A 22,305-nucleotide genomic window follows, 5' to 3' on the forward strand; every position below is an offset into this window, starting at 1 on the left:
TGCGCGGTCAGGCCTCTTGCGTGCTCGCCGCGGTCTGGCCGAACAGCACCGCGCGCTGTTCATCGGTCATCGGGGTGGCATAGGAACGGACCTCGCCGCCCTTCTCGTAGGCGCGGATCGTCGCGGGGCGCGCGGCTATGCTCTCGAACCAGCGCTTGAGGTTGGGGAAATCGTCGAGATTCTGCTGATGCGCCTCGTGCGGGACGATCCACGGATAGCAGGCCATGTCGGCGATCGAGTAATCGCCGGCGATGAAGTCGCGCCCCTCGAGGCGCTTGTTCAGAACGCCGTAGAGCCGGTTGGTCTCATTGACATAGCGGTTGATTGCATATTCGATCTTCTCGGGCGCGTAGACGCCGAAATGGCCGTTCTGCCCGGCCATCGGGCCGAGGCCACCCACCTGCCACATCAGCCATTGCAGGATCTCGGTGCGCTCGCGCGGCGTCTCGCCGTAGAATTTGCCGGCCTTCAGCGCGAGGTAGATGAGGATCGCGCCGCTTTCGAACACGCTGATCGGCTCGCCGCCATCGGCGGGCGCGCGATCGATGATCGCGGGCATGCGATTGTTGGGCGAGAACTTCAGGAACTCGGGCTTGAACTGGTCGCCGATGCCGATGTTCACCGGATGTATTTCGTAATCGAGCCCGGCTTCTTCGAGGAACAGCGTGATCTTGTGGCCGTTCGGGGTGGGCCAGTAATAGAGCTCGATCATCGGGTAAATCTCCGCCTTTGGACAGGCGCGGGAGATGGGTGGCGGCTCCTCGTTACGCAACCGTCGCGGGCGCGGATTTGACCCGCGGGACCACCTTGATCGCGACGATCAGCAGTGCGGAGAAAGCGAGCGCTGCGGCCAGCACGAAATTGCCGCCGGTGAAGCCGCGCTCCGATCCGAACGCCAGCGTCTGGCTGAGCACCAACGGCGCGAAGATCAAGGCAACGCTGTTGAGGCTGGCCATGCCGCCCTGCAGCGCGCCCTGGTGCGAGGCGTCGGTGATGCGCGAGAGCAGGGCGTTGATCGAGGGCCAGGCGAGCGCCTGCAGCGCGCCCGCCGCGATCAGGCAATAAATCATCCAGCCCTCCCGCACGAAGGAATAGCAGGCGAACACCGAACCTCCGATAAGCATGCCGAACACCACGGTGCGCTCCTCGCCATAGCGGGCGATCGCCTTGCCCGTGACGAGCATCTGGACGGTGGCCATCGCCAGCCCCGAGGCCGCCAGCGACCAGCCGATCGCCTGTTCGTTCCAGCCCAGCGCCAGCTCGGCGAAAAAGGCCCAGGTGGCGGGATAGACCATGTGCGCGAACTGCCAGAGGAAGGCGGCGAGCAGCAGCCATTTGGCGTTGCCGGCGTGGAACAGCGGCTTGAACGCCGCGAAGATATGCGCCTGGCGCAGGTCGAACGGGCGGCGGCGATCGGGCGTCATCGTCTCCGGCATCACGATCAGGATCCACAGCGCGTTGAGCCCGGCGAGCACGGCGGCGGCGATGAACGGGGCGCGCGGGCCGAACGAGGCGAGCAGCCCGCCCAAAGCCGGTCCGAGGATGAAGCCGATGCCGAATGCCGCGCCCATCAGGCCGAAGGTGGCGCCGCGCTTCTCGGGCGGGGTGACGTCGGCAAGCACGGCGTTTGCCGGTCCATAGACCGCCCCGGCTATGCCAGCGACGACACGCCCGACGAACAGCCACCCGATCGTCGGCGCGGCGGCCATCAGCGCATAGTCGGCAGCGAAAGCGAGCATCGAGAACAAAAGCACCGGGCGCCGTCCGATACTGTCGCCCAGGCTCCCGAGGATGGGCCCGGCGAAGAACTGCGCCAGCGCGAAGGCGACGAGCATATAGCCGCCGATCCGCGTCGCGTCGGCCAGCCCGACATGCGCGAGTTCGACGACCAGCCGGGGAAGGACGGGGAGGACGATGCCGAAACCGATCGAATCGATCAGCACGGCGGACAGCACGATCGGCACCGCGCGATGGTGGAATTGCATCTGTCGTCCCCAAGTTCGGCGATGTTTTAACCGATTGCGTCCGTTCCAAAAGCCACAAAAGTCGCACTCCTCACGTGGGTCAACGCCCGCGGTGTTTTGAGTCCGGCTTCGATTGTGGCGACCACCCTTCTATCGTCACCCCGGCCGAAGTGCCGGGGTGACGAACGAGTTGGGCTCTACCACGATTGGAACAATAAGGGAACACTGCACAGGCGCGGCATATGGAAAAGGGATTTCTTACACCGAGCGCTTGACGCTCGCTTGTCCATACCGCAATTTCGAAACAAGCGTTGGAAAGGCGCAGGAGAGGTAAATGGCGACAGCATCCGAAATCGAAGCGGCGGCGAACCCGCTGGACGCGTTCCGCACCGAGACCCGCGAATGGCTCGCGGCAAATTTCCCGCCCAGCCTGAAGGGCAAGGACAATGCGATGTCCGCGGTCGAGGGACCGCACGAGAATTCGCCCGAGGAGGATGCCTGGCAGAAGGCGATGGGCGAGAAGGGTTGGGGCGTGCCGACCTGGCCCAGCGAATATGGCGGCGGTGGCCTTTCCCGCTCCGAGGCGCGCCTGCTGCAGGAAGAGATGGCGCGGATCGGTGCCTGGAATCCGATCGGCGGCATGGGCGTGATGATGTTCGGGCCTACGCTGCTCGAATATGGCAGCGAGGCGCAGAAGCACGAGCATATCCCGGCGATCGCGCAGGGGACGGTGCGCTGGTGCCAGGGCTATTCGGAGCCCGGCGCGGGATCGGACCTGGCGAGCCTCCAGGCCTTCGCGGAGGACAGAGGCGACCATTATGTCGTCAACGGCCAGAAGACCTGGACCAGCGGCGGGCAATGGGCCGACAAATGCTTCATGCTCGTCCGCACGGACAAGTCGAAGAAGCATGAGGGCATCACCTTCCTGCTCTGCGACATGGACAGCCCGGGAGTGGAAGTGAAGCCGATCCGGCTGATCTCGGGCTCCTCGCCCTTTTGCGAGACCTTCTTCACCGACGTGAAAGTGCCCAAGGCCAATCGGGTCGGCGAAGAGGGACAGGGCTGGACGATCGGCAAGCGGCTGCTCCAGCACGAGCGCAACAGCCTGTCGGGCGGCGGATCGACGGCAGGACGGATGTTCGCCGGGGCGTCGCTCGGACAGATCGCCAAGAAGTATGTCGGCACGGACGAACAGGGCCGGATCGCCGACGCCGACCTGCGCGCGCGGATCGTGCGGCACGAGATGGATCTGCGCGCCTTCATGTTGACGCTCAGGCGTGCGGCGATGGAGGCGAAGTCGAACCAGGGTCCTTCGGCCGCGACCTCGATCATGAAGAATGTCGGCGCGCGGATCATGCAGGAACGATCCGAACTGCTGATCGAGATACGCGGGCTCGCGGGGCTTGGCTGGGAAGGCGAGGGCTTCAGCGACGAGGAGCTGCGCGACGTGCGCACATGGCTCTTCGGTAAGGCGGTGTCGATCTATGGCGGGTCGACCGAAATCCAGAACAACGTGATCGCCAAGCGCATCCTGGGGATGCTGGATCACCAATGACTGCTTCCTCTCCCGCTTGCGGGAGAGGGCTGGGGTGAGGGTGAGTCCTGGCCCCGCGTGCGCCGCTGAAGTTTGTACGACACACCCTCACCCCGACCCTCTCCCGCAGGCGGGAGAGGGGGAAGGAAGAAGAAGATGGCAATCCTAACCGAAGAACAGACGATGCTGCGCGACATGGCGCGCGAATGGGCGGACAATGAATCGCCCGTCACCGCGTTCCGCAGGATGCGCGATGCCGCGCCCGCGGACTTCTACGACGCCGAGGCATGGCGCGCGCAGGCCGAGATGGGCTGGGCCGGCATATTGGTGCCCGAGGCGCAGGGCGGCGTGGGGATGGGCATTCTCTCGCTCGGGCTGGTGCTCGAGCAGCTCGGCCGCACGCTGACCGCCACGCCGCTGGCGGCGACAGCGGCGGCGATCAGCGCGATCCTGCTCGGCGGTTCGGAGAAGCAGCAGGCGGAATGGCTGCCACGCCTGGCCACGGGCGAAGTCGTTACGACGCTGGCGGTCGACGAAGGCCCGCGCTTCGCGCCCGATCGCATTGCGACCGAAGCCAGCAACGGCCGCATCACCGGCACCAAGGAATTCGTCGCCGAGGGCGACAGCGCGCAGCTTTTCGTCGTGGCGGCCAAGGACGGCCTCTATCTCGTCTCGGGCGAGGAAGGCGTGACGCGATCGCCGCGCAGGCTCGCCGATTCCCGTAGCCATGCGCAGGTGCGCTTCGACGGCGCGCCCGCCGAGAAACTGGAAGGCCGCGCCGACCTGCTCACCGCGGTGACCGATCGTGCCGCCGCGGCGTCCTGTGCCGAGATGCTGGGCATGGCCGAGGCTGCTTTCGCGCAGACCAACGACTATCTGAAGACGCGCGTCCAGTTTGGCCAGGTGCTCGCATCGTTCCAGGCGCTGCAGCATCGCATGGCAAAGATGTTCACCGAGCTCGAGTTGATGCGGTCGGTGGTGGAGGGCGCGTTCGAGGCGATCGATGCCGATCGCGACGTCAGCCAGGCGGTGAGCCTTGCCAAGGCAGTCGCCGGCGAGACATTGCAGCTGGTCAGCCGAGAGATGGTCCAGCTCCACGGCGGCATCGGCATGACCGATGAGCATGATGCGGGCTTCTACCTCAAGCGCGCAAGGGTGCTCGAGGCGATGTGGGGCAACGCTGCCTGGCATCGCGAGCGCTTCGCGCGGCTGAACGGCTACTGAGCACGCCTCCAAAGCCCTCGAGGCCCCGACAACTTCGAGATTCGAAGATCGGTTCCGTGTGCCCGCGTCGTGGCAACAGCTATGGTATTTGCGCAACACCCTCAAGCCAGTCCCGCTTTGCAACTCTTGTTCTGCTTGACGGCTCTCGGGGAAAAAGCTGTATTCGAGGATAGGGTATGGAACCGCCAAGTGTTCCGGCCTTATGGGAGATGAGATGATGATGCGGTTACGCCTTATGTCGGCCTGCGCGGTGCCGGCGATGATCGTGGCGCTCGCAGCGCCCGCCTATGCGCAGAACAGCCAGACGCAGACGCAAACCAGCGACGATCAGAACGAGGTCACCGACCCCAACGACATCGTCGTCACCGCGCAGGGACGCGCGCAGATATTGTCAGACGTGCCGCTCGCGATTTCGGCGGTGAGCGCCGAAACGCTGGAGCGCACCGGCGCAACCGATATCCGCCAGCTCAATCAAGTTGCACCTTCGCTGCTCGTCTCCTCGACCGGCAGCGAGGCCAATGCCTCGGCGCGCATTCGCGGCGTCGGCACGGTGGGCGACAATCCGGGCCTCGAAAGCTCGGTCGCGACCTTCATCGACGGCGTCTATCGCTCGCGCACCGGCCTGGGCCTGAACGACCTGGGCGAGATCGAGCGCGTCGAGGTGCTGCGCGGGCCGCAGGGCACGCTGTTCGGCCGCAACGCATCGGCGGGCCTGCTGAACATCGTCACCAAGCAGCCCCAGTTCGAGTTCGGCGGCATGGCCGAGGCGACCTATGGCAATTACGACTATCTGCGCTTCCAGGGCGCGGTGACCGGGCCGGTGACCGAGCAGCTCGCGCTGCGCCTCGACGGGCTCTATGCCAAGCGCGACGGCTACTATAAGGACGTCAACACCGGGTACGACGTCAACAACCGCGATCGCTACCTGATCCGCGCACAGGCGCTGTACCAGCCGAACGCCGATATCTCGGTGCGGCTGATCGCCGATTACAGCCACCGCAAGGAGGATTGCTGCGGGGCGGTCTATGCCACCGCCGATGTGTCGCCCGCCAACCGGGGCCTGATCACGCCGACCAGCTCGGTCGCCACCGTGCTGACCGGCATCACCGGCACGACCTTCGCGCAATATTTCCCGGCGGCGAACGACGGCTATTCGCGCCGCATCGCGGTCTCGCCCAACCGCAGCTATGCGGGCACGACCAAGGATTACGGCTTTTCGGGCCAGGTCGACTGGAATCTGGGCGGCGTCGACATGACGTCGATCACTGCCTATCGGAAATACACCTCGTACCAGGCGGCGGACGCGGATTACGGCCTGGCCGATATCCTCTATTTCGGCCCCGACAGCGGCCGCGAGTTCAAGACCTTCAGCCAGGAGCTGCGTTTCCAGGGCAAGGCGTTCGGCGACCGGCTCGACTGGCTGGTCGGCGGCTATTACGCGCATGAGGATCTGACGACCAAGGCGCAACTCAAGTTCGGATCGCAATATGGCCGGTTCGCGAGCTGCCGCATCGTCTATGGTTCGTTCAATCCGTTCTATTCGCCGAGCCAGGTCGGCTGCCTCAGCCCGACCGGCGTGGCGTTCCTCAGCAATCCGGCGGGTCCGCTGGGCGCGGCGGGCGCGGCGATGGTCGGCGGACTGCAGCGGCTCGACACGGTGCGCGACGTCGGTGACGACACCGCGAACTTCGATCAGACCAGCGACAATTTCGCCTTCTTCACGCACAACATCATCCACCTGACCAAGACCATCGATCTGACCCTGGGCCTGCGGTACACCAATGAGACCAAGAAGCTGGGCGCCGACTTCCGCAACACCAACACGATATGCCCGGCACAACAAGCGGCGCTGCTGCCGTTCATGGGCATTCCGAGCCTGGCGCCGCTTGCCGGCGGCATCATCACGCTCTCGTGCCAGGGTGGATCGTCCTCGGCGCTCAACGCGCTGACGCTCGACGACGAGCGCAAGGAGGACAGGTTCACGGGCACCGCGGTGCTCTCGTGGAAGCCGATCGACGACCTGCTGATCTATGGAAGCTATTCGCGCGGCTACAAGGCCGGCGGCTTCAACCTCGATCGCTCGGCGTTCAAGAATCCGAGTGCGACCCAGCCGCTGCCGATCTTCCCGATCAGCGCGGCCAATGCCGGCTATTATTCCGACGTGCTCCAGTTCGACGAGGAGACCGTCAACGCCTATGAGATCGGCGCCAAGTACAGCACGCGCGGCTTCAACCTGAATCTCGCGCTGTTCCGTCAGGAATTCAGCAACTTCCAGCTCAACACGTTCAACGGCACCGTCTATCTGGTGCAGAACATCAATGGCTGCGCCGACAATCTCAACGGTGGCGACCGTGACACGAGCGCTGCCACTGGTGCCTGCACCGGCAAGATCAAGCCGGGCGTGGTCTCCAAGGGTATCGAGATCGAGATGGGGATGACGCCGGTACGCGACATCCACGCCAATTTCGGCATGACCTATGCCGATACGCGCTATGCCAACAACCTGGTGGGATCGCGGAGCGGGGCGCCGCTCGATCCCGCGCTGCGGCTTCTGCCCGGCGACAATATGTCGAACGCGCCGCAGTTCGTGGTGACCAGCTCGCTTGCGTGGACGCCGTCGATCGGGCGCGGCCTGCGCGGCCTGGCCTATATCGATGCGCGTCTCTCGGACGACTACAACACCGGCTCGGACCTGTTCCCGCAGAAGGAGCAGGACAGCTTCGTGGTGGTCAACGGCCGCATCGGCATCAGCAGCGAGAACCAGCTCTGGTCGCTCGAAGTCTGGGGCCAGAACCTGACCAAGGCGAATTACATGCAAGTCGGGTTCAGCTCGCCGTTCCAGGCGGTGAGCACCACGCCGACGGCGGGCTATCCGGGCGGATCGCAGATATTCTCCTCCTTTCTGTCCGAGCCGCGGACCTATGGCGTGACACTGCGTTCGCGCTTCTGAATCACCTGGGGAGGTGGAGGACGGGCTCGCGGGAAACCGCGGGCCCGTTTTTTTTGCTCAATGGTCAGCTGTGGTTCAGGCGATCTGTGGTACACAGTGATCATGCGTAAGATCCTTGCGAGTCTGTTTCTGGCCGCCACTGCATTTGCAGTGCCCGCCAGCGCTGCCGATCAAAAGACGCCCCAGGAGAAGCTCGACCGTCTCTTGACGGGGCGAGTGGCCGGAAAGCCGACAAACTGCATCAGTCTGGCTTCGGCGACGTCGAGCCAGATCATCGACGGCAAGGCGATCGTGTATCGCGTCGGGGGCACGCTCTATGTCAACGAGCCCCGCTCGGGTGCGGACACCCTCGATTCTGACGATATCCTGGTGACCAAGACGTACGGTAGCCAGCTTTGCAGCATCGACTCAGTCAAGCTGATCGATCGATTCTCCAGGTTTCAGCATGGATTTGTGATCCTTGGCGACTTCGTCCCCTATACGCGGGTGAAGCAGGCCAACTGAACCGCGCCGCCGCGACGGGTTAGTCCGTCAGGCGCCTAGCACACTATCGTCGAACAGCCCGAACGCGAGCGTGGAGGCATAAAAGGCGACCGCTTTCTCGCGCGGCATCGTGCTCGCCCATTTGCGCATGTCGAAGGCGGCGTTCTGGAGCGCCATCAATGCCTGGCTGGCGACCAGCGGGTCGATCGGGCGGATCGAGCCTTCCGCGATACCGTCCGAAAGCATGCCCGCGAAGCGGCGGGCGATGCGGTTCGAGCGGTCGATCATCGTATTACGGACGCGCGGCGGCAAGCCGGAGAGGGCGGTGGTGCGCAGCAGGGGACCGCGCTCGGAGAATTGCACGTCGAGCAGGGTTGCAATCGTGCTTTCCAGCCGCTCCCAGTGCGAGCCACGATGGCCTTCGGCGAGGCGCTGGGCATCGGCGATGATGTCGAAGCTGCGCTTGTAGCAGGCGGTGACCAGCTCGTCCTTGGCGTCGAGATGGTGGTAGAAGCTGCCCTTGGTGACATTGAGCTCCGAGGCGATCCGCTGGACCGATGCACCGCGATAGCCGAGTTCGTTGATCAGCCTCGTGGCAGCCAGCAGAAAGGCGTCGCGGCCGAGCTCCGGCTCCTCATGCTCCAGGTCGAGCAGTTCGGGCTGCCATTTCTGGCCCGGTCCGGCGATGCCGTGGCGGAACACGTCCATCAGCCTTTGCTCGACGCGGGGATATTCGTCGATCTCGTATCGCGTCAGCCAGGCGGTGAGCCAGAAAGTGTTTTCGAGCACGACATGCGCGCGCGCGCCGCGCAGGTCGGTTTCGGCGCGGGTGCCCTCGGCGCCCCAGAGGCTGCGCGTCTTGCGGAAGATGTTGCGCCAGCCGGTGAGCAGCTGGCTCTTCATGGGCTCTTCCATCGCGCGGAGGTCCGAGAGGATGGCGAAGGCCTGTTCCTCGCCGCGCTGGATGCGGGCGAGGCGTTCCATGTTGATGTTGAGGAAGCGCGCGACGCGCGTTTCGGGCGTCGGTTCGGTCAGCGCCTGGTCTAGCATCTCGTCGAGCCGCTCGAGCGTCTGCTCGAACGCGGCGGCGGCGAGATCTTCCTTGCGCTTGAAATAATAGGTGACGCTGGTGGTATTGAGCCCGACACGCCGCGCCACATCGGCGAAGGTCATGCCCTTCGCGCTCTGTTCGTTGATCGCATCGGCAGCGGCGGACAGGATCGCGTCGCGCTTCGCCTGGAAGCGTTTGGTGCCCTTTTCGGGCGCACTGGCCTCTGATTCCTGGGCGATTGTCTCCGGCGCATTCATATCATGCAACTTACTCATTTAAGATCGAAGCCAAAATGGTTTTTTGGGACTCAGGCATGGCGAAGGAACATGGGTGATACTGTGCCCCCGCACATGCCCAATCCCCTTTACCGAATATCCGGTACGCTCTAGACCCGGATACGACAGTTAATCGGGAGGATGCCATGGACTTCACGCTGACCGAGCGCGAGACCTATTTCCGCGATCGCGTGAAGACATTCATCGACACGCGGATCCGGCCTCGCGGCGCCGAGTATCGCGCCGAGGCGGATAAAGGCGACCGGTGGAAGGTAAACGGGGTGCTGGAGGAAGTGAAGGCCCAGGCCAAGGCCGAGGGGCTGTGGAATTTCTTCATGCCGCCGCATTCGGGTCATGCCCATGTCGACGACAGCTTCGCGTTCGAAGGCACCCAGCTCACCAACCTCGAATATGCGCTGTGCGCCGAAGAGATGGGCCGTGTCGGCTGGGCTTCCGAGGTGTTCAACTGCTCGGCGCCCGATACGGGCAATATGGAAGTGCTGCATCGCTACGGCACCCGCGCGCAGAAGGACCGCTGGCTCAAGCCGCTGATGGAGGGCGAGATCCGCTCTGCCTTCCTGATGACCGAGCCGGCAGTGGCATCGTCCGACGCAACCAATATCGAGACGCGGATCGAGCGTGACGGCGACGACTATGTGATCAACGGCCGCAAATGGTGGTCGTCGGGTACCGGTGATCCGCGCTGTGCGATCGCGATCGTGATGGGCAAGACCAATCCCGACGCCGCCCGCCATGCCCAGCAGAGCCAGGTCCTGGTACCGCTCGATGCGCCGGGCGTGAAGATCGAGCGGATGCTTTCGGTTTTCGGGTATGATCATGCGCCGCACGGGCACGGCGAAGTCCTGCTCGAGAATGTGCGCGTGCCGGCCGAGAATGTCCTGTTGGGGGAAGGACGCGGGTTCGAGATCGCGCAGGGCCGCCTCGGGCCGGGGCGCATCCACCATTGCATGCGCACCATCGGCGTGGCGGAGGAAGCGATCGAGGCGATGGCCAAGCGGCTCGTCAGCCGCGTCGCGTTCGGCAAGCGCATCTCGGACCATTCGATCTGGGAGCAGCGGATCGCCCGGGCGCGGATCGACATCGAGATGACCCGGTTATTGTGCCTGAAGGCGGCCGACATGATGGACAAGGCCGGCAACAAGGCCGCCCAACTCGAGATCGCGATGATCAAGGTACAGGCGCCCACCATGGCGCTGCAAATCATCGACGACGCGATCCAGGCGCATGGCGGCGCCGGCGTGTCGAGTGACTTTCATCTCGCGCATGACTGGGCCGGCATCCGCACGCTGCGGCTGGCCGACGGGCCGGACGAGGTGCACAACCGGGCGATCGCACGGGCCGAGTTCGGCAAATATGGGGACTATAAGGCGGATCGGCCGTCCTCGGCGGACCTGGGCGTTTCGCGTTAGCCGTGCTCCTGCGGAAGCGGGAGCCCAGGGTAACGGAGCGATGCCCTTGTGACTCTGGGCTCCTGCTTTCGCGGGAGCACTGGAGGTGGGAGAGAGAATGAAAGCAGCCGTACTTTTCGAAGCCAGGTCGCCGCTCCAGATCGAGGAGGTTATGGTCTCCAAGCCGGGGCCGCGCGAGGTGCTGATCCGCACCGCTGCGGTGGGCGTATGCCGCTCCGATCTCCATTTTGTCGATGGCGCCTTCCCGCACCCGGTGCCGACCGTGCCGGGCCACGAGGCGGCGGGGGTGATCGAGGCGGTCGGGAGCGACGTCGCGCATCTGAAGCCCGGCGATCACGTCATCACCTTCTTCACGGTGTTCTGCGGCAGCTGCGAGATGTGCGTCACCGGGCGGCCTTCCTTGTGCATCGATCCGTCGACGCGGCGCCCGGCCGATGCCGAGCCGCGGCTGAGCCTCGCGGATGGACGTCCGCTGGCGCCGTTCCTCAACCTTTCCGCCTTTGCCGAGATGATGCTGGTGCACGAGAATGCGTGCGTGGCGATCTCCAAGGAGATGCCGCTCGATCGGGCGGCTTTGCTCGGCTGCGCCGTGATCACCGGTGCCGGCGCGGTGTTCAACGACAGCCGGGTGCGGCCGGGTGAGAGCGTCGCGGTTATCGGCGCCGGCGGGATCGGCCTAGCGGCGATCAACGCGGCGAAGATTGCCGGCGCGGGCGCGATCCTGGCGATCGATCCGATGCCCGAGAAGCGCGAGCTGGCGCTCAAGCTGGGAGCGACGCAAGCGCTCGATCCGAGCTCCGAGACGATCGTCAAGGACGTGCTCAAGCTGACCAACGGTGGCGTGCATTATGCGATCGAGGCGGTGGGGCGATCGAACACCGCCGAGCTCGCCTGGAACATCCTGCGCCGCGGCGGCACCGCGACGATTCTGGGGATGATCGCACCGGGGAACAATGTGAGTCTGCCCGGGCCCACCTTCCTCACAGGCCGGAAGATCCAGGGATCGCTGCTGGGTTCGACGCGCTTCCCGATCGACATGCCCCGGCTGGTGCAGATGTATCTCGATGGACTGCTCGATCTCGACACGATGGTGGCCGAGCGGATCCGGCTGGAGGACGTCAACGACGCGCTGGAGAAGCTTCGTCAGGGGCATAGCGTGCGTTCAGTGATCGAGTTCGCATGAGCGACCTGGATGAAGTGCGGCTGGGCGATTGGCTTGGCGCAACCGTCACCGGGTTCGAGGGGCCGTTCACGGTCGAGAAGTTCGCGGGTGGGCAGAGCAATCCGACCTATCGGATCGACGCGGCGAGCGGCTCTTACGTGCTGCGGCGCAAGCCGTTCGGGCCGATCCTGCCTTCGGCGCACGCGGTGGAGCGCGAATATCAGCTCATCGCCGCTCTGCATCCCACGGGCTTTCCGGTTGCCCGGCCTTATGGGCTCTGCGAGGATGCGGAGGTGCTCGGCGCGCCCTTCTACATCATGGAGATGGTCGAGGGGCGGACCTTGTGGGATGGCTCCCTGCCGGGGATGACGGCAGAGCAGCGGACCGCGCATTACGAGGCGATTGTCGACACGCTGGCAGCCCTGCACTCGATCGACGTCGAGGCGGTGGGGCTGGGTGATTACGGCAAGCCGGGCAATTATTTCGAGCGGCAGGTGGCGCGCTGGTCGAAACAATACCGGATGAGCCAGACCGACGATTTGCCCGAGATGGAGCGGCTGATCGAATGGCTGCCGCGCACCGTGCCAGAGCAGACGCGCACCAGCATCGTCCATGGCGATTTCCGGATCGACAACATGATCTTCCATCCCAGCGAGCCGCGCATCCTTGCTGTGCTCGACTGGGAGCTGTCGACGCTCGGCGATCCGCTGGCGGACTTTTCCTATTTCCTGATGAGCTGGGTGACGCAGCCCGAGGGGCGTTCGGGCGTGAAGGGGCTGACCGGGCAGCACACCGGCATTCCGACCATAGAGGATGTGGTTGTGCGCTACTGCGCGGCGACGAAGCGGGACGGGGTGCCCGATCTCAACTGGTATTTCGCGTATAATCTCTTCCGGCTCGCCGGCATCGTCCAAGGGATCAAGAAGCGGATTATCGACGGCAATGCCTCGAGCGCACAGGCCGCGGCGACGGTCGAGCGGATGCCCGGGCTGGTCGCTTCCGCCTGGCATTTTGCGGAGGAGGCCGGCGCGTGAATGAATTCTCCCCGTCCGTTCGCCCTGAGCTTGTCGAGGGGCGGCTGCCCGGCAGCGGAGGGCCTGTGGCGGAGCGTGCTTCGACAAGCTCAGCACGAACGATAGAGGAATGAAACGATGAGCTTGTTCGACCTGACCGACAAGGTAGCCATCGTCACCGGGTCCACGCGCGGGATCGGGCGCGCGGCGGCCGAGGCGCTGGCGGAGCATGGCGCGAAGGTCGCCATTTCCAGCCGCAAGCAGGATGCGTGCGACGAGGCCGCGGGCGAAATCAACGCGCGCTTCGGCGACGGCACGGCGATCGCGATCGCGGCGAGCATCTCGGACAAGGCGGCGCTCCAGAATTTGGTGGATCAGACGCGGCGCGCATTCGGTCGGATCGACGTGCTGGTCTGCAACGCGGCGTCCAATCCCTGTTACGGGCCGCTCGAGGACATTGCCGACGAGCAGTTCCGCAAGATCCTCGACAACAATATCGTCTCCAACCACTGGCTGATCCAGATGGTGGCGCCAGAGATGCGGGCGCGGTGCGAGGGATCGATCATCATCATATCGTCGATCGGCGGCCTGCGCGGATCGCCGGTGATCGGTGCGTACAATGTCTCCAAGGCGGCGGATTTCCAGCTGGCGCGCAACTATGCGGTCGAGTTCGGGCCGGACAATGTGCGGGTCAATTGCATCGCGCCGGGGCTGATCAAGACCGATTTCGCCCGCGCTTTGTGGGAGGATCCCGAGCGGATCAAGGCGACCAATTCGACCACGCCGCTCCGCCGGATCGGTGAGCCGGAGGAGATTGCCGGCGCGGTGGTGTATCTGGCGAGCAGGGCCAGTGCCTTCATGACGGGACAGGCGATGGTGATCGACGGCGGAGTGACGATCTGATGCGGTTTTCGGGAAAGGTAGCGATCGTCACCGGCGCGGGTTCGGGCATCGGCCGGGCGACCGCCCGGGCATTCGCGGCGGAGGGCGCGCAGGTGGTCGCCGCCGATGTGAGCGAGGCCGTGCACGAGACGGTCGCAGGGCTCGGCATCGCGGCGATAGACAGCACCGTCGCGGTGCAGATGGACGCGGGCGACGAAGGCGATGTCGAGCGGCTGGTGGCGACCGCCTGCGAGCGGTTCGGCGGGCTCGATATCTTCTACGCCAATGCGGGGATTTCGGGAGGCGCCGAGGGCATTTTCGATTCCTCGGTCGAGCTGTGGACCGAGGTGCTTCGGGTCAATTTGATCGGGCCCTTCCTGGCGATCAAGCATGGCGCGCCGAAGATCGTCGATCGCGGCGGCGGCGCGATCGTCTGCACCGCGAGCGTTGCCGGGCTGCGATCGGGCGCGGGCGGGGCGGCCTATTCGGCGAGCAAGGCGGGCGTGATCAACCTGGTGCAGACCGCGGCGCAGCAGCTCTCCACCTCGAACGTGCGGGTCAATGCGATCTGCCCGGGGCTGATCGAGACCGGCATGACCCAGCGCGCGTTCGATTATGCGCGCGAACGGGGCAAGGAGGACAAGCTCGGCCAGCTCAATCCCTTGCGCCGCGCCGGCGTGCCCGACGAGATCGCACGCGTGGCGCTGTTCCTCGCCAGCGACGAGGCGAGCTATGTCAACGGCCAGGCCTGGGTCGTGGATGGCGGGCTTTCGTCGAGCCATCCGGTGACGCGACAGGAATTCGGCAAGCCTGCCTTCTAGATTGACTCGGTCGGCCGGCGGAGACAGCCTCTCCCAAAGGGGGAGCGGATCATGAAGCTGTTGTCGAAGTTGCTGCCGATTGCGTTGCTTTCGGTGCCGGTCGAGGCGTTCGCACAGGATTATGCGTCGGCCGAGATCGTCGTCACGGCATCGCGGCGCGAGTCGCGCGATTTCGTCGATACGCGGCCGGTGGTGGGGCTGCGCCGCGCCGCCGACTTCGCGATCGTCAGCGTGACCATCGCGGGCGACACCCGCGACCAGGCCAAGCGCCGGAGCGAGATTTTCGACATGGTGAAGGGCGCGATCGGCATCGCGCCCAAATATGGCGTCGATCTGGCGACGGGGAACGAGGTGGTCGAGCCGCTGACGCTCGACAATTATCGCAACCTGGGCCTTACGAACGACAACCGCCCCGATACCGATCGCACGAGTTTCCTGGTGAAGGTACACCTCGGCTCGGGTGTAGACGGCGTCACCGCGCGCGATCGGATCAACAAGTTCATTAAGGCGGTGCCAGTGGTGGGGCGCGCCGAGATCCGCGGCTCCTCCGACGACCTGACGCTCTCGATCGTCGGCCCGGACAAGTTTCGCGGCGAGATCCTCGATATCGTGACCGGAGACGCAAAGAGCGTCGCCGCGCGGCTGGGGCCGGACTATGGCGTCGAGATCAAGGGGCTCGACCGACCGGTCGAATGGACCCGTGCCGGGCTGACCGACGTGTTTCTCTACGTGCCGTATAATATGGTGGTTCGTCCAAAGAACTGAAATGGTTGAAGTGCAGTCTTGAGCTTGTCACGAAGCTGCGGCAGCGAGGGTACCATGAAATCGCGCCTCGTCCTTCTTGCCGCCGCATGCTGCGGCACCGTCACCACCGCCGCCTGGGCGCAGGATCACATGCCTGCACCACCGCCGCCGCCTGTCGTGGTGATTCCGCCTGCGCCGAGGCAGCTGACGAGCAGCCAGTTGTTCGATTATGTGCCGGGCCGCGTGGAATGCGCGGGCGCGACGGTGACGCCGCGTTCGGCGGAGCGGCCCTTTCCCGCGACCGGCTTCGCTGAACCGGGCGCGGCTGCCGCCCCGATCACGTTCACCTTCCGGATCGATGCGAGTGGAAGGCCGCTGGGCATCACACGCGAACCCGCCAAGCCCGAAACGGGCCTGCGCGCCTATGTCCAGAACGGCGATGTCGCGCCCGCTTTCGCCACGTGGCGCTTTGCCCCCGGAAGCCCGCAGGCGAAGTGCCGCGTCACCTTCGAGGCGAGGGGCATGTCGACGACCGACGCGCCGCTGCCGCTGGTGCGGCGCTATTTCGTGTCTCCGCATACGCGCGGTCCCCAGGAAAATCAGCTTTTCAAGCGGATGCATCCCGCGGACTCGGATTGCATCGGCATGAACAGCCCGGAGATTCGGTTGCGGGCATTTCCTGCGTTTGAGACGATCCCGCAGGCGCCAGGTACCTGGTCCTATGCGATGGCGGGTTTCGACATCGACGCGAACGGCAAGCCGATCAACGTGCGCATCGTCGATTCCGACGGCAACACCGCACTGGAGCGTGCGACCATCGACGCGGTCCAGCGCTCGCGCTTCGGGCCCTCGGCCAAGCATGGCTGCACCTATCCCTATTACCGGCGCCACAAGGAGCCGCTGGAGGCGCCCAAATCGCCCGACGTCGCGAGCTTCGCGCCGGCCGATGCGAAATGTCCCGCGGACCAGACCACCTGGACGAGCATGCCGGCGCTGCGTTTCCCGCAGGGTTTTCAGGGCCGGTCGATCGAGGGCTGGGCAATCATCGGCTATGACATCGCGCCCTGGGGCGCGACAGGCAATGTCCGCGTGCTGGCCGCGGAGCCGGCCGACATGTTCGGCGAGGAGGCGCGCTCGATCGTCGCCGATGCCCGCCAAGCGCCTTCGCAGGCCGGGCGCAGCGGGTGCGTGGATATCGTCCGCTTCGTGATGCCGAACAAGGATCATCCCGAGCCGAGCGACGGCGAGTAAACGCGCTCAGCCTTTGACCCGGATCAACCCCTCCTGCGCGGCGCTGGCCACCAGCCGCCCGTTGCGGGAATAGATGCGGCCGCGGTTGAAGCCCCGCGCATGGCCCGACCAGGGGCTGTCGGTGGTGTAGAGCAGCCATTCGTCGAAGCGGAACGGCTCGTGCAGCCACACTGCATGATCGAGGCTCGCGGTCTGGATATTGCCCTGCATCCAGCTCACGCCGTGCGGCAGCATGCACGTGCCGAGCAACGTCATGTCGGTGGCATAAACGAGCATCGCGCGGTGGAGCGCGGGATCGTCGGGCAGGGGCGCCGCGACCTTGAACCAGCTGTGCTGGACGGACTCGGTCGGCTCGGGGCGGAACCAGTTGCGGGGAGAGACCGGACGGATCTCGATCGGGCGGGCGCGCAGGAAGAAGCGACGGAGCTTTTCGGGCACCTGCTCCTGGATCTCGTCGCGCAGCTCGCGCTCGGAGCGCAGCGCTTCGGGAGGCGGCACGTCGGGCATCGATTCCTGATGGTGCAGCCCCTCGGCAGGCAGCTGGAACGAGGCCGTCATGTTGAGGATCGGCTGACCTTTCTGCATCGCGATCACGCGGCGATTGGCGAAGCTGCGCCCTTCGAAATCGCGGACGACGCGGTAGATGATGGGGTGGTTCTCGTCGCCCGCGCGCATGAAATAAGCATGGAGCGAGTGGGCGGCCTTGCCGTCATCGACCGAGCGCTGGGCGGCCTGGAGTGCCTGACCGATCACCTGACCGCCGAACACGCGGCCGACGCCGCCGGGCTGGCGCGGGCCGCGATAGAGATCGGTGTCGATCTCCTCGACGTCGAGCAGCGTGATGAGCTGCTCGACAAGGCCCTCAGGCGTCGTGGCGCGTTGGGATTCTTCGTCTGACATCAATAACCTGCAGCTTCGGCCAGCGCATTGGCGTGGAAATTGGTGTCGCCGAACAATTCGGCCAGGACGCGGGCGCGCTTCATGAAGAAGCCGATATCATATTCGTCGGTCATGCCGATGCCCCCATGCATCTGGATTCCCTCCTGCACCGCGAGCGTGGTGGCGAGGCCGGTCATCGCTTTGGCGACTGCGACGGCCTCTGTCGCGTCCTGGCCGGCGTCGAGGAGCTGCTGCGCCTTGAGGACGGCGGCGCGGGCGACCTCCAGCTCGGAATAGAGGTGCGCGGCGCGGTGCTGGAGCGCCTGGAACGAGCCGATCGGCACCCCGAACTGCTTGCGATCCTTGAGATAATTCACCGTCATCGCCATTGCGCCGCCGCCGACGCCGAGCAATTCGGCCGAGGCGCCGGTGCGGGCGGCGCGGAGCAGGCGGGAGAGGGGATCGGAGCCGGCATCGACCTCGCCGACGACCGTATCGGAGTTTACGCTTACGTTGTCGAAAGTAGCGCGGGAGGCGATGCTGGAGTCGGCCAGGCGCTGGGGATCGAGGGTCAGACCCGCGGATTTCGGATCGATCGCAAAAAGGGTGATTCCCGAACTGTCCGTTGTGGAGCCCGAAGTTCGCGCGGTTACCAGGATGAGATCGGCGGTGTGGGCGTGTTGGACGAACTGCTTGGTGCCGGACAGGCGGAAGCCGTTGCCCGAACGCTCCGCCTTGAGCGCCACGGCATCTGTGAACTTCGGCGTCTCGTCCGTCGCGACCGCGATCACCGTCTCGCCGGCGAGGATGCCGGGGAACCAGCGCGCGGCATGGGCGGTGCCCTTGAGCGCCTCGACCGCGGCGACGGCAGTGGTGAGGAAGGGGGAGGGACTGAGATTCCTGCCGATTTCCTCGAGCACGACGCCCGCTTCGACATGGCCGAGGCCCAGGCCGCCATCGCCTTCCGGGATCAGGATGCCGGTGAGGCCGAGCTCGGCGAACTGCTTCCACAGGTCGCGGCTGAAACCGGTCGGATCCTTTTGATCGCGAAGTTGGCGCAGCTGGCTGACCGGCGCGTGCTCGGCGATGAAATCGCGGGCGGTTTCCTGGAGCAGGGTCTGGTCGTCGGTTAGGTAGAGGGGCATTTTTCTCTCTTTTCGTCATCCCGGCGAAAGCCGGGATCCAGGGCCCGGAGTGCGCCGCTTGTGGCTCTGGATCCCGGCTTTCGCCGGGATGACGATTATGAGGGCAAATCCAGGATACGCTTGGCGATGATGTTGAGCTGGATCTCGGAGGTGCCGCCTTCGATCGAATTGGCCTTGGTGCGCAGCCAGGCCCTCGGCTTGGCACCGCCCTGCGACGCAGTGCTCTCCCATTCGAGCGCATCGGAGCCGCCCGCGGCCATGACCAGCTCGTGGCGCGCCTTGTTCAGCTCGGTGCCGTAATATTTCATCATGCTCGGCTGGGCGGGGTGCGCGCGACCGGCCTTGAGCTCGTCGATGAAGCGCTCGGACATTGCGGCGAAGGCGCGGGCGCGAACTTCGAAGACCGCAATGTTCGCCCGGAGTAGCGGATCGGCGAGGCGCCCTTGCGCGTCGCGGCCGATCGCGGCGAGAGCATCCTCGACCAGCACATTGCCGCCGCCACCGCCCAGGCCCATGCCCGAGATCATCTCGCGCTCATGGCCGAGCAGATATTTGGCGACGTCCCAGCCCTTGTTGAGTTCGCCGAGCAAATTCGCCTTGGGCACCTTCACATTGTCGAAAAAGGTCTCGCAGAACGGCGAATAGCCCGAGATCAGCAGGATCGGCTTGGTCGAGACGCCTTCGCTGGCCATGTCGAACAGCAGGAAGCTGATGCCGCCCTGCTTGGTGCTCTTGTCGGTGCGGACGAGGCAGAAGATCCAGTCGGCCTGGTCGGCATAGCTGGTCCAGACCTTCTGGCCGTTGACGAGGAAGTGATCGCCTTTGTCTTCCGCCGAGGTTTGCAGGCCGGCGAGATCAGAGCCGGCATTGGGCTCGGAATAGCCCTGGCACCAGCGGATCTCGCCGCGGGCGATCTTCGGGAGATGTTCGAGCTTCTGTTCCTCGGTGCCGTATTTGAGCAATGCCGGTCCGAGCATCGAGATGCCGAAGCTGTTGAGCGGATTGCGGCACTGGAGGCGGGCCATCTCCTCGCGCAGGATCTTGGTCTCGGCCGGGCTGAGGCCGCCGCCGCCATAGGCTCTCGGCCAATCGGGGACGGTCCAGCCGCGCGCGCCCATGCGGTCCATCCAGACTTTCTGGTCGGGGTGCGCGTAGACGGGGTTGCGGCCGCCCCAGGTGGCGTCCTTCTCGCCGCGTGCGGGCGTGCGCATCGCGGGTGGGCAGTTTTCCTCCAGCCAGGCGCGGGTTTCGAGGCGGAATTGGGTGAGGTCTTCCATAGCTCTTCATCCGTCATCCCGGCGAAAGCCGGGATCCAGAGTCACAAAGTGCGCCGCCCGTGACCCTGGGCCCCGGCTTTCGCCGGGGTGACGAAAGGGTGCAGGCGGCGCGGGTGGGTCACTTGTTGAACTTCTCGCCCTTCTCCGCCTTTTCACGGAGCAGGGGCGCGACCTCGAAGCCGTGCTTCTCGAGGCCGGCGACGATCTTCTTGAGGCCTTCGGTGTCGGCCCAGAACATCGGGCCGCCGCGATAGACTGGCCAGCCATAGCCATAGATCCACACCACATCGATGTCGGACGCGCGCTGGGCCATGCCCTCGGCGAGGATCAGCGCACCTTCGTTGACCATCGGATAGAGGGTGCGTTCGACGATCTCCTCATCGGTGACCTCGTGCTGCGCCGCGCCGGTCTTCTTGCGGAAATCCTCGATGATCTCGGCGACGCGCGGGCTGTTCGACGGGTTCCGTTTCTCGTCATAGTCGTAGAAGCCCTTGCTGGTCTTCTGGCCCCAACGACCCTCGGCGGCGAGGGCGTCGCGGATATTCTCGATGCGGGTCGGGTCGCGATGCCAGCCGATATCGACGCCGGCGAGATCGCTCATCTGGAACGGCCCCATCGGCATACCGAACGCGACATGGACGCGATCGATCTGCTCTGGCGTGGCGCCTTCCATGAGGAGCTTCATCGCCTCGACCTGGCGCGGCATCAGCATGCGGTTGCCGATAAAGCCGTAACAGACGCCCGCGACCACGGCGACTTTCTTGATCTTCTTCGAGACCGCCATGGCGGTGGCGAGCACGTCGTCGGCGGTCTTGGCGCCGCGGACGATCTCGAGCAGCTTCATGACATTGGCCGGCGAGAAGAAGTGCAGGCCGAGCACGTCCTGCGGCCGCGAGGTGCTCGCCGCGATCTCGTCGATGTTGAGGTAGCTGGTGTTGGAGGCAAGGATCGCGCCGGGCTTGGCGATCTTGTCGAGCCGGCCGAACACCTCCTTCTTGACGTCCATGCTCTCATAGACCGCTTCGATGATCAGGTCGCATTCGGCGAGATCGTCGAAGTTGAGCGTCGGCTTGAGCAGCCCCATCGCGCCCTCGACCTGCTCGGCGGTCATCCGGCCCTTGGCGGCGGTCGCCTCGTAATTCTTGCGGATCGTGCCGGTGCCGCGATCGAGCGCTTCCTGCGCCATCTCGACGATGGTGACCGGGACGCCGGCCGAGAGGAAGTTCATCGAGATGCCGCCGCCCATCGTACCGGCGCCGATCACGCCGACGCGCTTGATGTCGCGCAGCTTGATGTCCTCGGGGATGCCGTCGATCTTCGATGCCTTGCGCTCGGCGAAGAAGATGTGGCGCAGCGCCGCCGACTGGGTGCCCATGATGAGCTTCATGAAGCCCATCCGCTCCTGCTGGACGCCCTCGGCATAGGGGGTGCCGGCGGTCTTCTCGATCAGGTCGATGATCGTCGCGGGCGCCTCGAAGCCGCGGAAGCGCTTGGCGTTGGTCTTGCGGAAAGTCTCGAACACCGCCGGATCGACGGTGACCGGACGCTCGCTGGAGCGCGAGACCGGCTTGCCGATGACTTCGTTGGCGAAGGCGACCGCATCGGCGAGCAGGCTGTTCTCGCCGGCGAGGCGATCGACCAGCCCGGCCTGCTGGGCCTGGGCGGCGGAGACGGGATCGCCCTTGGCGGCGAGCTCGAGCGCGAACTCGACCCCAGCGACGCGCGGCAGGCGCTGGGTGCCGCCCGCGCCGGGCAGGATGCCGAGCTTCACCTCGGGCAGTCCGAACTTCGCCGAGGGGACGGCGATGCGATAATGGCTGGCCAGCGCGACTTCGCAGCCGCCGCCGAGCGCGGTGCCGTGGACCGCGGCGATCACCGGCTTATCGAGCGCCTCGATCGCATCGACCAGCACCGGGAGCGACGGCTCCTGCATCGGCTTGCCGAATTCGGTGATGTCGGCACCCGCAAAGAAGGTCTTGCCGGCGCAGGTGATGACGACCGCCTTGATGCTCGCGTCGTTCCTGGCTTCCTCGATCCCGGCCTGGAGGCCCTGGCGGACCGCGGCGCCGAGCGCGTTCACCGGCGGATTGTCCGAGGTGAGGATCAGGACGTCGCCCTGGCGGCTGGTGGTGATGGGTCCGGTCATTTCTTTCTCCGTTCATGTTCCCCTGCGAAAGCAGGGGTCCAGGGTTCCAAGCGGGCCGTTCATGGCCCTGGGCT

The 22,305-nt window shown here is 65.3% G+C and carries 18 protein-coding genes; 11 read left to right on the top strand and 7 right to left on the bottom strand.

The features are described 5' to 3' along the window. Positions 1-7: 7 nt before the first annotated feature. Together IAG41_RS03805 and IAG41_RS03810 are read right to left on the bottom strand one after the other, a co-directional pair. A complete protein-coding gene (locus IAG41_RS03805) occupies positions 8-712 on the bottom strand; it encodes a glutathione binding-like protein (protein WP_187727227.1) in 705 nt (234 codons plus the stop codon). Positions 713-764: 52 nt separating this feature from the next. Beyond that, positions 765-1,985, bottom strand: a complete 1,221-nt coding sequence (locus IAG41_RS03810) for an MFS transporter (RefSeq protein ID WP_187727228.1) — start codon at positions 1,983-1,985, stop codon at positions 765-767. A gap of 313 nt (positions 1,986-2,298) precedes the next feature. Between IAG41_RS03810 and IAG41_RS03815 the strand changes: the two genes are divergently transcribed. The 4 genes from IAG41_RS03815 to IAG41_RS03830 all read left to right on the top strand — a co-directional run bounded on the left by IAG41_RS03815 (position 2,299) and on the right by IAG41_RS03830 (position 8,176). Then, positions 2,299-3,519, top strand: coding sequence for an acyl-CoA dehydrogenase family protein (locus tag IAG41_RS03815; RefSeq protein ID WP_187727229.1), 1,221 nt, complete (start codon positions 2,299-2,301; stop codon positions 3,517-3,519). Between the two features lie 135 nt (positions 3,520-3,654). Further along, positions 3,655-4,722, top strand: a complete 1,068-nt coding sequence (locus IAG41_RS03820) for an acyl-CoA dehydrogenase family protein (protein ID WP_187727230.1) — start codon at positions 3,655-3,657, stop codon at positions 4,720-4,722. Between the two features lie 220 nt (positions 4,723-4,942). Further along, on the top strand, positions 4,943-7,672 hold the full coding sequence (locus tag IAG41_RS03825; RefSeq protein WP_187727231.1) for a TonB-dependent receptor: 2,730 nt from the start codon (positions 4,943-4,945) through the stop codon (positions 7,670-7,672). A 102-nt stretch (positions 7,673-7,774) separates the two neighbouring features. Continuing rightward, positions 7,775-8,176: a hypothetical protein gene (locus tag IAG41_RS03830; protein WP_187727232.1), complete on the top strand. Its 402-nt coding sequence runs from the start codon at positions 7,775-7,777 to the stop codon at positions 8,174-8,176. 27 nt (positions 8,177-8,203) lie between these two features. Here the strand turns inward: IAG41_RS03830 and IAG41_RS03835 are convergent, their stop codons facing one another. After that, positions 8,204-9,463 (bottom strand): TetR/AcrR family transcriptional regulator, encoded by a 1,260-nt coding sequence (locus IAG41_RS03835; protein ID WP_187727859.1) that lies wholly within the window; start codon positions 9,461-9,463, stop codon positions 8,204-8,206. A gap of 164 nt (positions 9,464-9,627) precedes the next feature. On the opposite strand from IAG41_RS03835, the gene IAG41_RS03840 reads away from it, so the two are divergent. The 7 genes from IAG41_RS03840 (at position 9,628) to IAG41_RS03870 (ending at position 16,784) form a co-directional block, all read left to right on the top strand. Beyond that, positions 9,628-10,911: an acyl-CoA dehydrogenase family protein gene (locus IAG41_RS03840; protein WP_187727233.1), complete on the top strand. Its 1,284-nt coding sequence runs from the start codon at positions 9,628-9,630 to the stop codon at positions 10,909-10,911. A 97-nt stretch (positions 10,912-11,008) separates the two neighbouring features. Next, positions 11,009-12,094: a Zn-dependent alcohol dehydrogenase gene (locus IAG41_RS03845; protein ID WP_187727234.1), complete on the top strand. Its 1,086-nt coding sequence runs from the start codon at positions 11,009-11,011 to the stop codon at positions 12,092-12,094. Further along, positions 12,091-13,107: a phosphotransferase family protein gene (locus tag IAG41_RS03850; protein WP_187727235.1), complete on the top strand. Its 1,017-nt coding sequence runs from the start codon at positions 12,091-12,093 to the stop codon at positions 13,105-13,107. Before IAG41_RS03845 ends, IAG41_RS03850 begins: the two co-directional genes overlap by 4 nt. Positions 13,108-13,224: 117 nt before the next feature. Further along, positions 13,225-13,989 (top strand): SDR family oxidoreductase, encoded by a 765-nt coding sequence (locus IAG41_RS03855; RefSeq protein ID WP_187727236.1) that lies wholly within the window; start codon positions 13,225-13,227, stop codon positions 13,987-13,989. Then, entirely contained in the window at positions 13,989-14,789 is an 801-nt protein-coding gene (locus tag IAG41_RS03860; RefSeq protein ID WP_187727237.1) for an SDR family NAD(P)-dependent oxidoreductase, read from the top strand. Before IAG41_RS03855 ends, IAG41_RS03860 begins: the two co-directional genes overlap by 1 nt. A gap of 51 nt (positions 14,790-14,840) precedes the next feature. Further along, complete coding sequence (locus IAG41_RS03865) at positions 14,841-15,554, top strand: TonB-dependent receptor (RefSeq protein ID WP_187727238.1); 714 nt, start codon at positions 14,841-14,843, stop codon at positions 15,552-15,554. 54 nt (positions 15,555-15,608) lie between these two features. Further along, positions 15,609-16,784 carry an energy transducer TonB gene (locus IAG41_RS03870; protein ID WP_187727239.1) on the top strand — a complete coding sequence of 392 codons (1,176 nt, stop codon included), beginning with the start codon at positions 15,609-15,611 and terminating at the stop codon, positions 16,782-16,784. 6 nt (positions 16,785-16,790) lie between these two features. On the opposite strand, the gene IAG41_RS03875 is transcribed toward IAG41_RS03870, so the two are convergent. The 4 genes from IAG41_RS03875 to IAG41_RS03890 all read right to left on the bottom strand — a co-directional run bounded on the left by IAG41_RS03875 (position 16,791) and on the right by IAG41_RS03890 (position 22,231). Next, complete coding sequence (locus IAG41_RS03875; RefSeq protein WP_187727240.1) at positions 16,791-17,684, bottom strand: acyl-CoA thioesterase; 894 nt, start codon at positions 17,682-17,684, stop codon at positions 16,791-16,793. Beyond that, positions 17,684-18,808 (bottom strand): acyl-CoA dehydrogenase family protein, encoded by a 1,125-nt coding sequence (locus IAG41_RS03880; protein WP_187727241.1) that lies wholly within the window; start codon positions 18,806-18,808, stop codon positions 17,684-17,686. Before IAG41_RS03880 ends, IAG41_RS03875 begins: the two co-directional genes overlap by 1 nt. 95 nt (positions 18,809-18,903) lie before the next feature. Continuing rightward, positions 18,904-20,085: an acyl-CoA dehydrogenase family protein gene (locus tag IAG41_RS03885; protein ID WP_187727242.1), complete on the bottom strand. Its 1,182-nt coding sequence runs from the start codon at positions 20,083-20,085 to the stop codon at positions 18,904-18,906. Positions 20,086-20,203: 118 nt separating this feature from the next. Next, positions 20,204-22,231 carry a 3-hydroxyacyl-CoA dehydrogenase NAD-binding domain-containing protein gene (locus tag IAG41_RS03890; protein WP_187727243.1) on the bottom strand — a complete coding sequence of 676 codons (2,028 nt, stop codon included), beginning with the start codon at positions 22,229-22,231 and terminating at the stop codon, positions 20,204-20,206. Positions 22,232-22,305 lie beyond the last annotated feature (74 nt).

It is taken from the genome of Sphingomonas sp. JC676 (assembly GCF_014489075.1).
In the GTDB taxonomy this organism is placed as follows: Bacteria; Pseudomonadota; Alphaproteobacteria; order Sphingomonadales; family Sphingomonadaceae; genus Sphingomonas.

Excerpts from the sequence above, each read along its gene's own strand:
- IAG41_RS03815 (WP_187727229.1), top strand. The coding sequence starts at position 2,299 with ATGGCGACAGCATCCGAAATCGAAGCGGCGGCGAACCCGCTGGACGCG.
- IAG41_RS03890 (WP_187727243.1), bottom strand. The coding sequence starts at position 22,231 with ATGACCGGACCCATCACCACCAGCCGCCAGGGCGACGTCCTGATCCTC.
- IAG41_RS03825 (WP_187727231.1), top strand. The coding sequence starts at position 4,943 with ATGCGGTTACGCCTTATGTCGGCCTGCGCGGTGCCGGCGATGATCGTG.
- IAG41_RS03860 (WP_187727237.1), top strand. The coding sequence starts at position 13,989 with ATGCGGTTTTCGGGAAAGGTAGCGATCGTCACCGGCGCGGGTTCGGGC.
- IAG41_RS03850 (WP_187727235.1), top strand. The coding sequence starts at position 12,091 with ATGAGCGACCTGGATGAAGTGCGGCTGGGCGATTGGCTTGGCGCAACC.
- IAG41_RS03835 (WP_187727859.1), bottom strand. The coding sequence starts at position 9,463 with ATGAATGCGCCGGAGACAATCGCCCAGGAATCAGAGGCCAGTGCGCCC.
- IAG41_RS03810 (WP_187727228.1), bottom strand. The coding sequence starts at position 1,985 with ATGCAATTCCACCATCGCGCGGTGCCGATCGTGCTGTCCGCCGTGCTG.
- IAG41_RS03820 (WP_187727230.1), top strand. The coding sequence starts at position 3,655 with ATGGCAATCCTAACCGAAGAACAGACGATGCTGCGCGACATGGCGCGC.
- IAG41_RS03830 (WP_187727232.1), top strand. The coding sequence starts at position 7,775 with ATGCGTAAGATCCTTGCGAGTCTGTTTCTGGCCGCCACTGCATTTGCA.
- IAG41_RS03885 (WP_187727242.1), bottom strand. The coding sequence starts at position 20,085 with ATGGAAGACCTCACCCAATTCCGCCTCGAAACCCGCGCCTGGCTGGAG.
- IAG41_RS03880 (WP_187727241.1), bottom strand. The coding sequence starts at position 18,808 with ATGCCCCTCTACCTAACCGACGACCAGACCCTGCTCCAGGAAACCGCC.
- IAG41_RS03845 (WP_187727234.1), top strand. The coding sequence starts at position 11,009 with ATGAAAGCAGCCGTACTTTTCGAAGCCAGGTCGCCGCTCCAGATCGAG.
- IAG41_RS03805 (WP_187727227.1), bottom strand. The coding sequence starts at position 712 with ATGATCGAGCTCTATTACTGGCCCACCCCGAACGGCCACAAGATCACG.
- IAG41_RS03840 (WP_187727233.1), top strand. The coding sequence starts at position 9,628 with ATGGACTTCACGCTGACCGAGCGCGAGACCTATTTCCGCGATCGCGTG.
- IAG41_RS03865 (WP_187727238.1), top strand. The coding sequence starts at position 14,841 with ATGAAGCTGTTGTCGAAGTTGCTGCCGATTGCGTTGCTTTCGGTGCCG.
- IAG41_RS03870 (WP_187727239.1), top strand. The coding sequence starts at position 15,609 with ATGAAATCGCGCCTCGTCCTTCTTGCCGCCGCATGCTGCGGCACCGTC.
- IAG41_RS03875 (WP_187727240.1), bottom strand. The coding sequence starts at position 17,684 with ATGTCAGACGAAGAATCCCAACGCGCCACGACGCCTGAGGGCCTTGTC.
- IAG41_RS03855 (WP_187727236.1), top strand. The coding sequence starts at position 13,225 with ATGAGCTTGTTCGACCTGACCGACAAGGTAGCCATCGTCACCGGGTCC.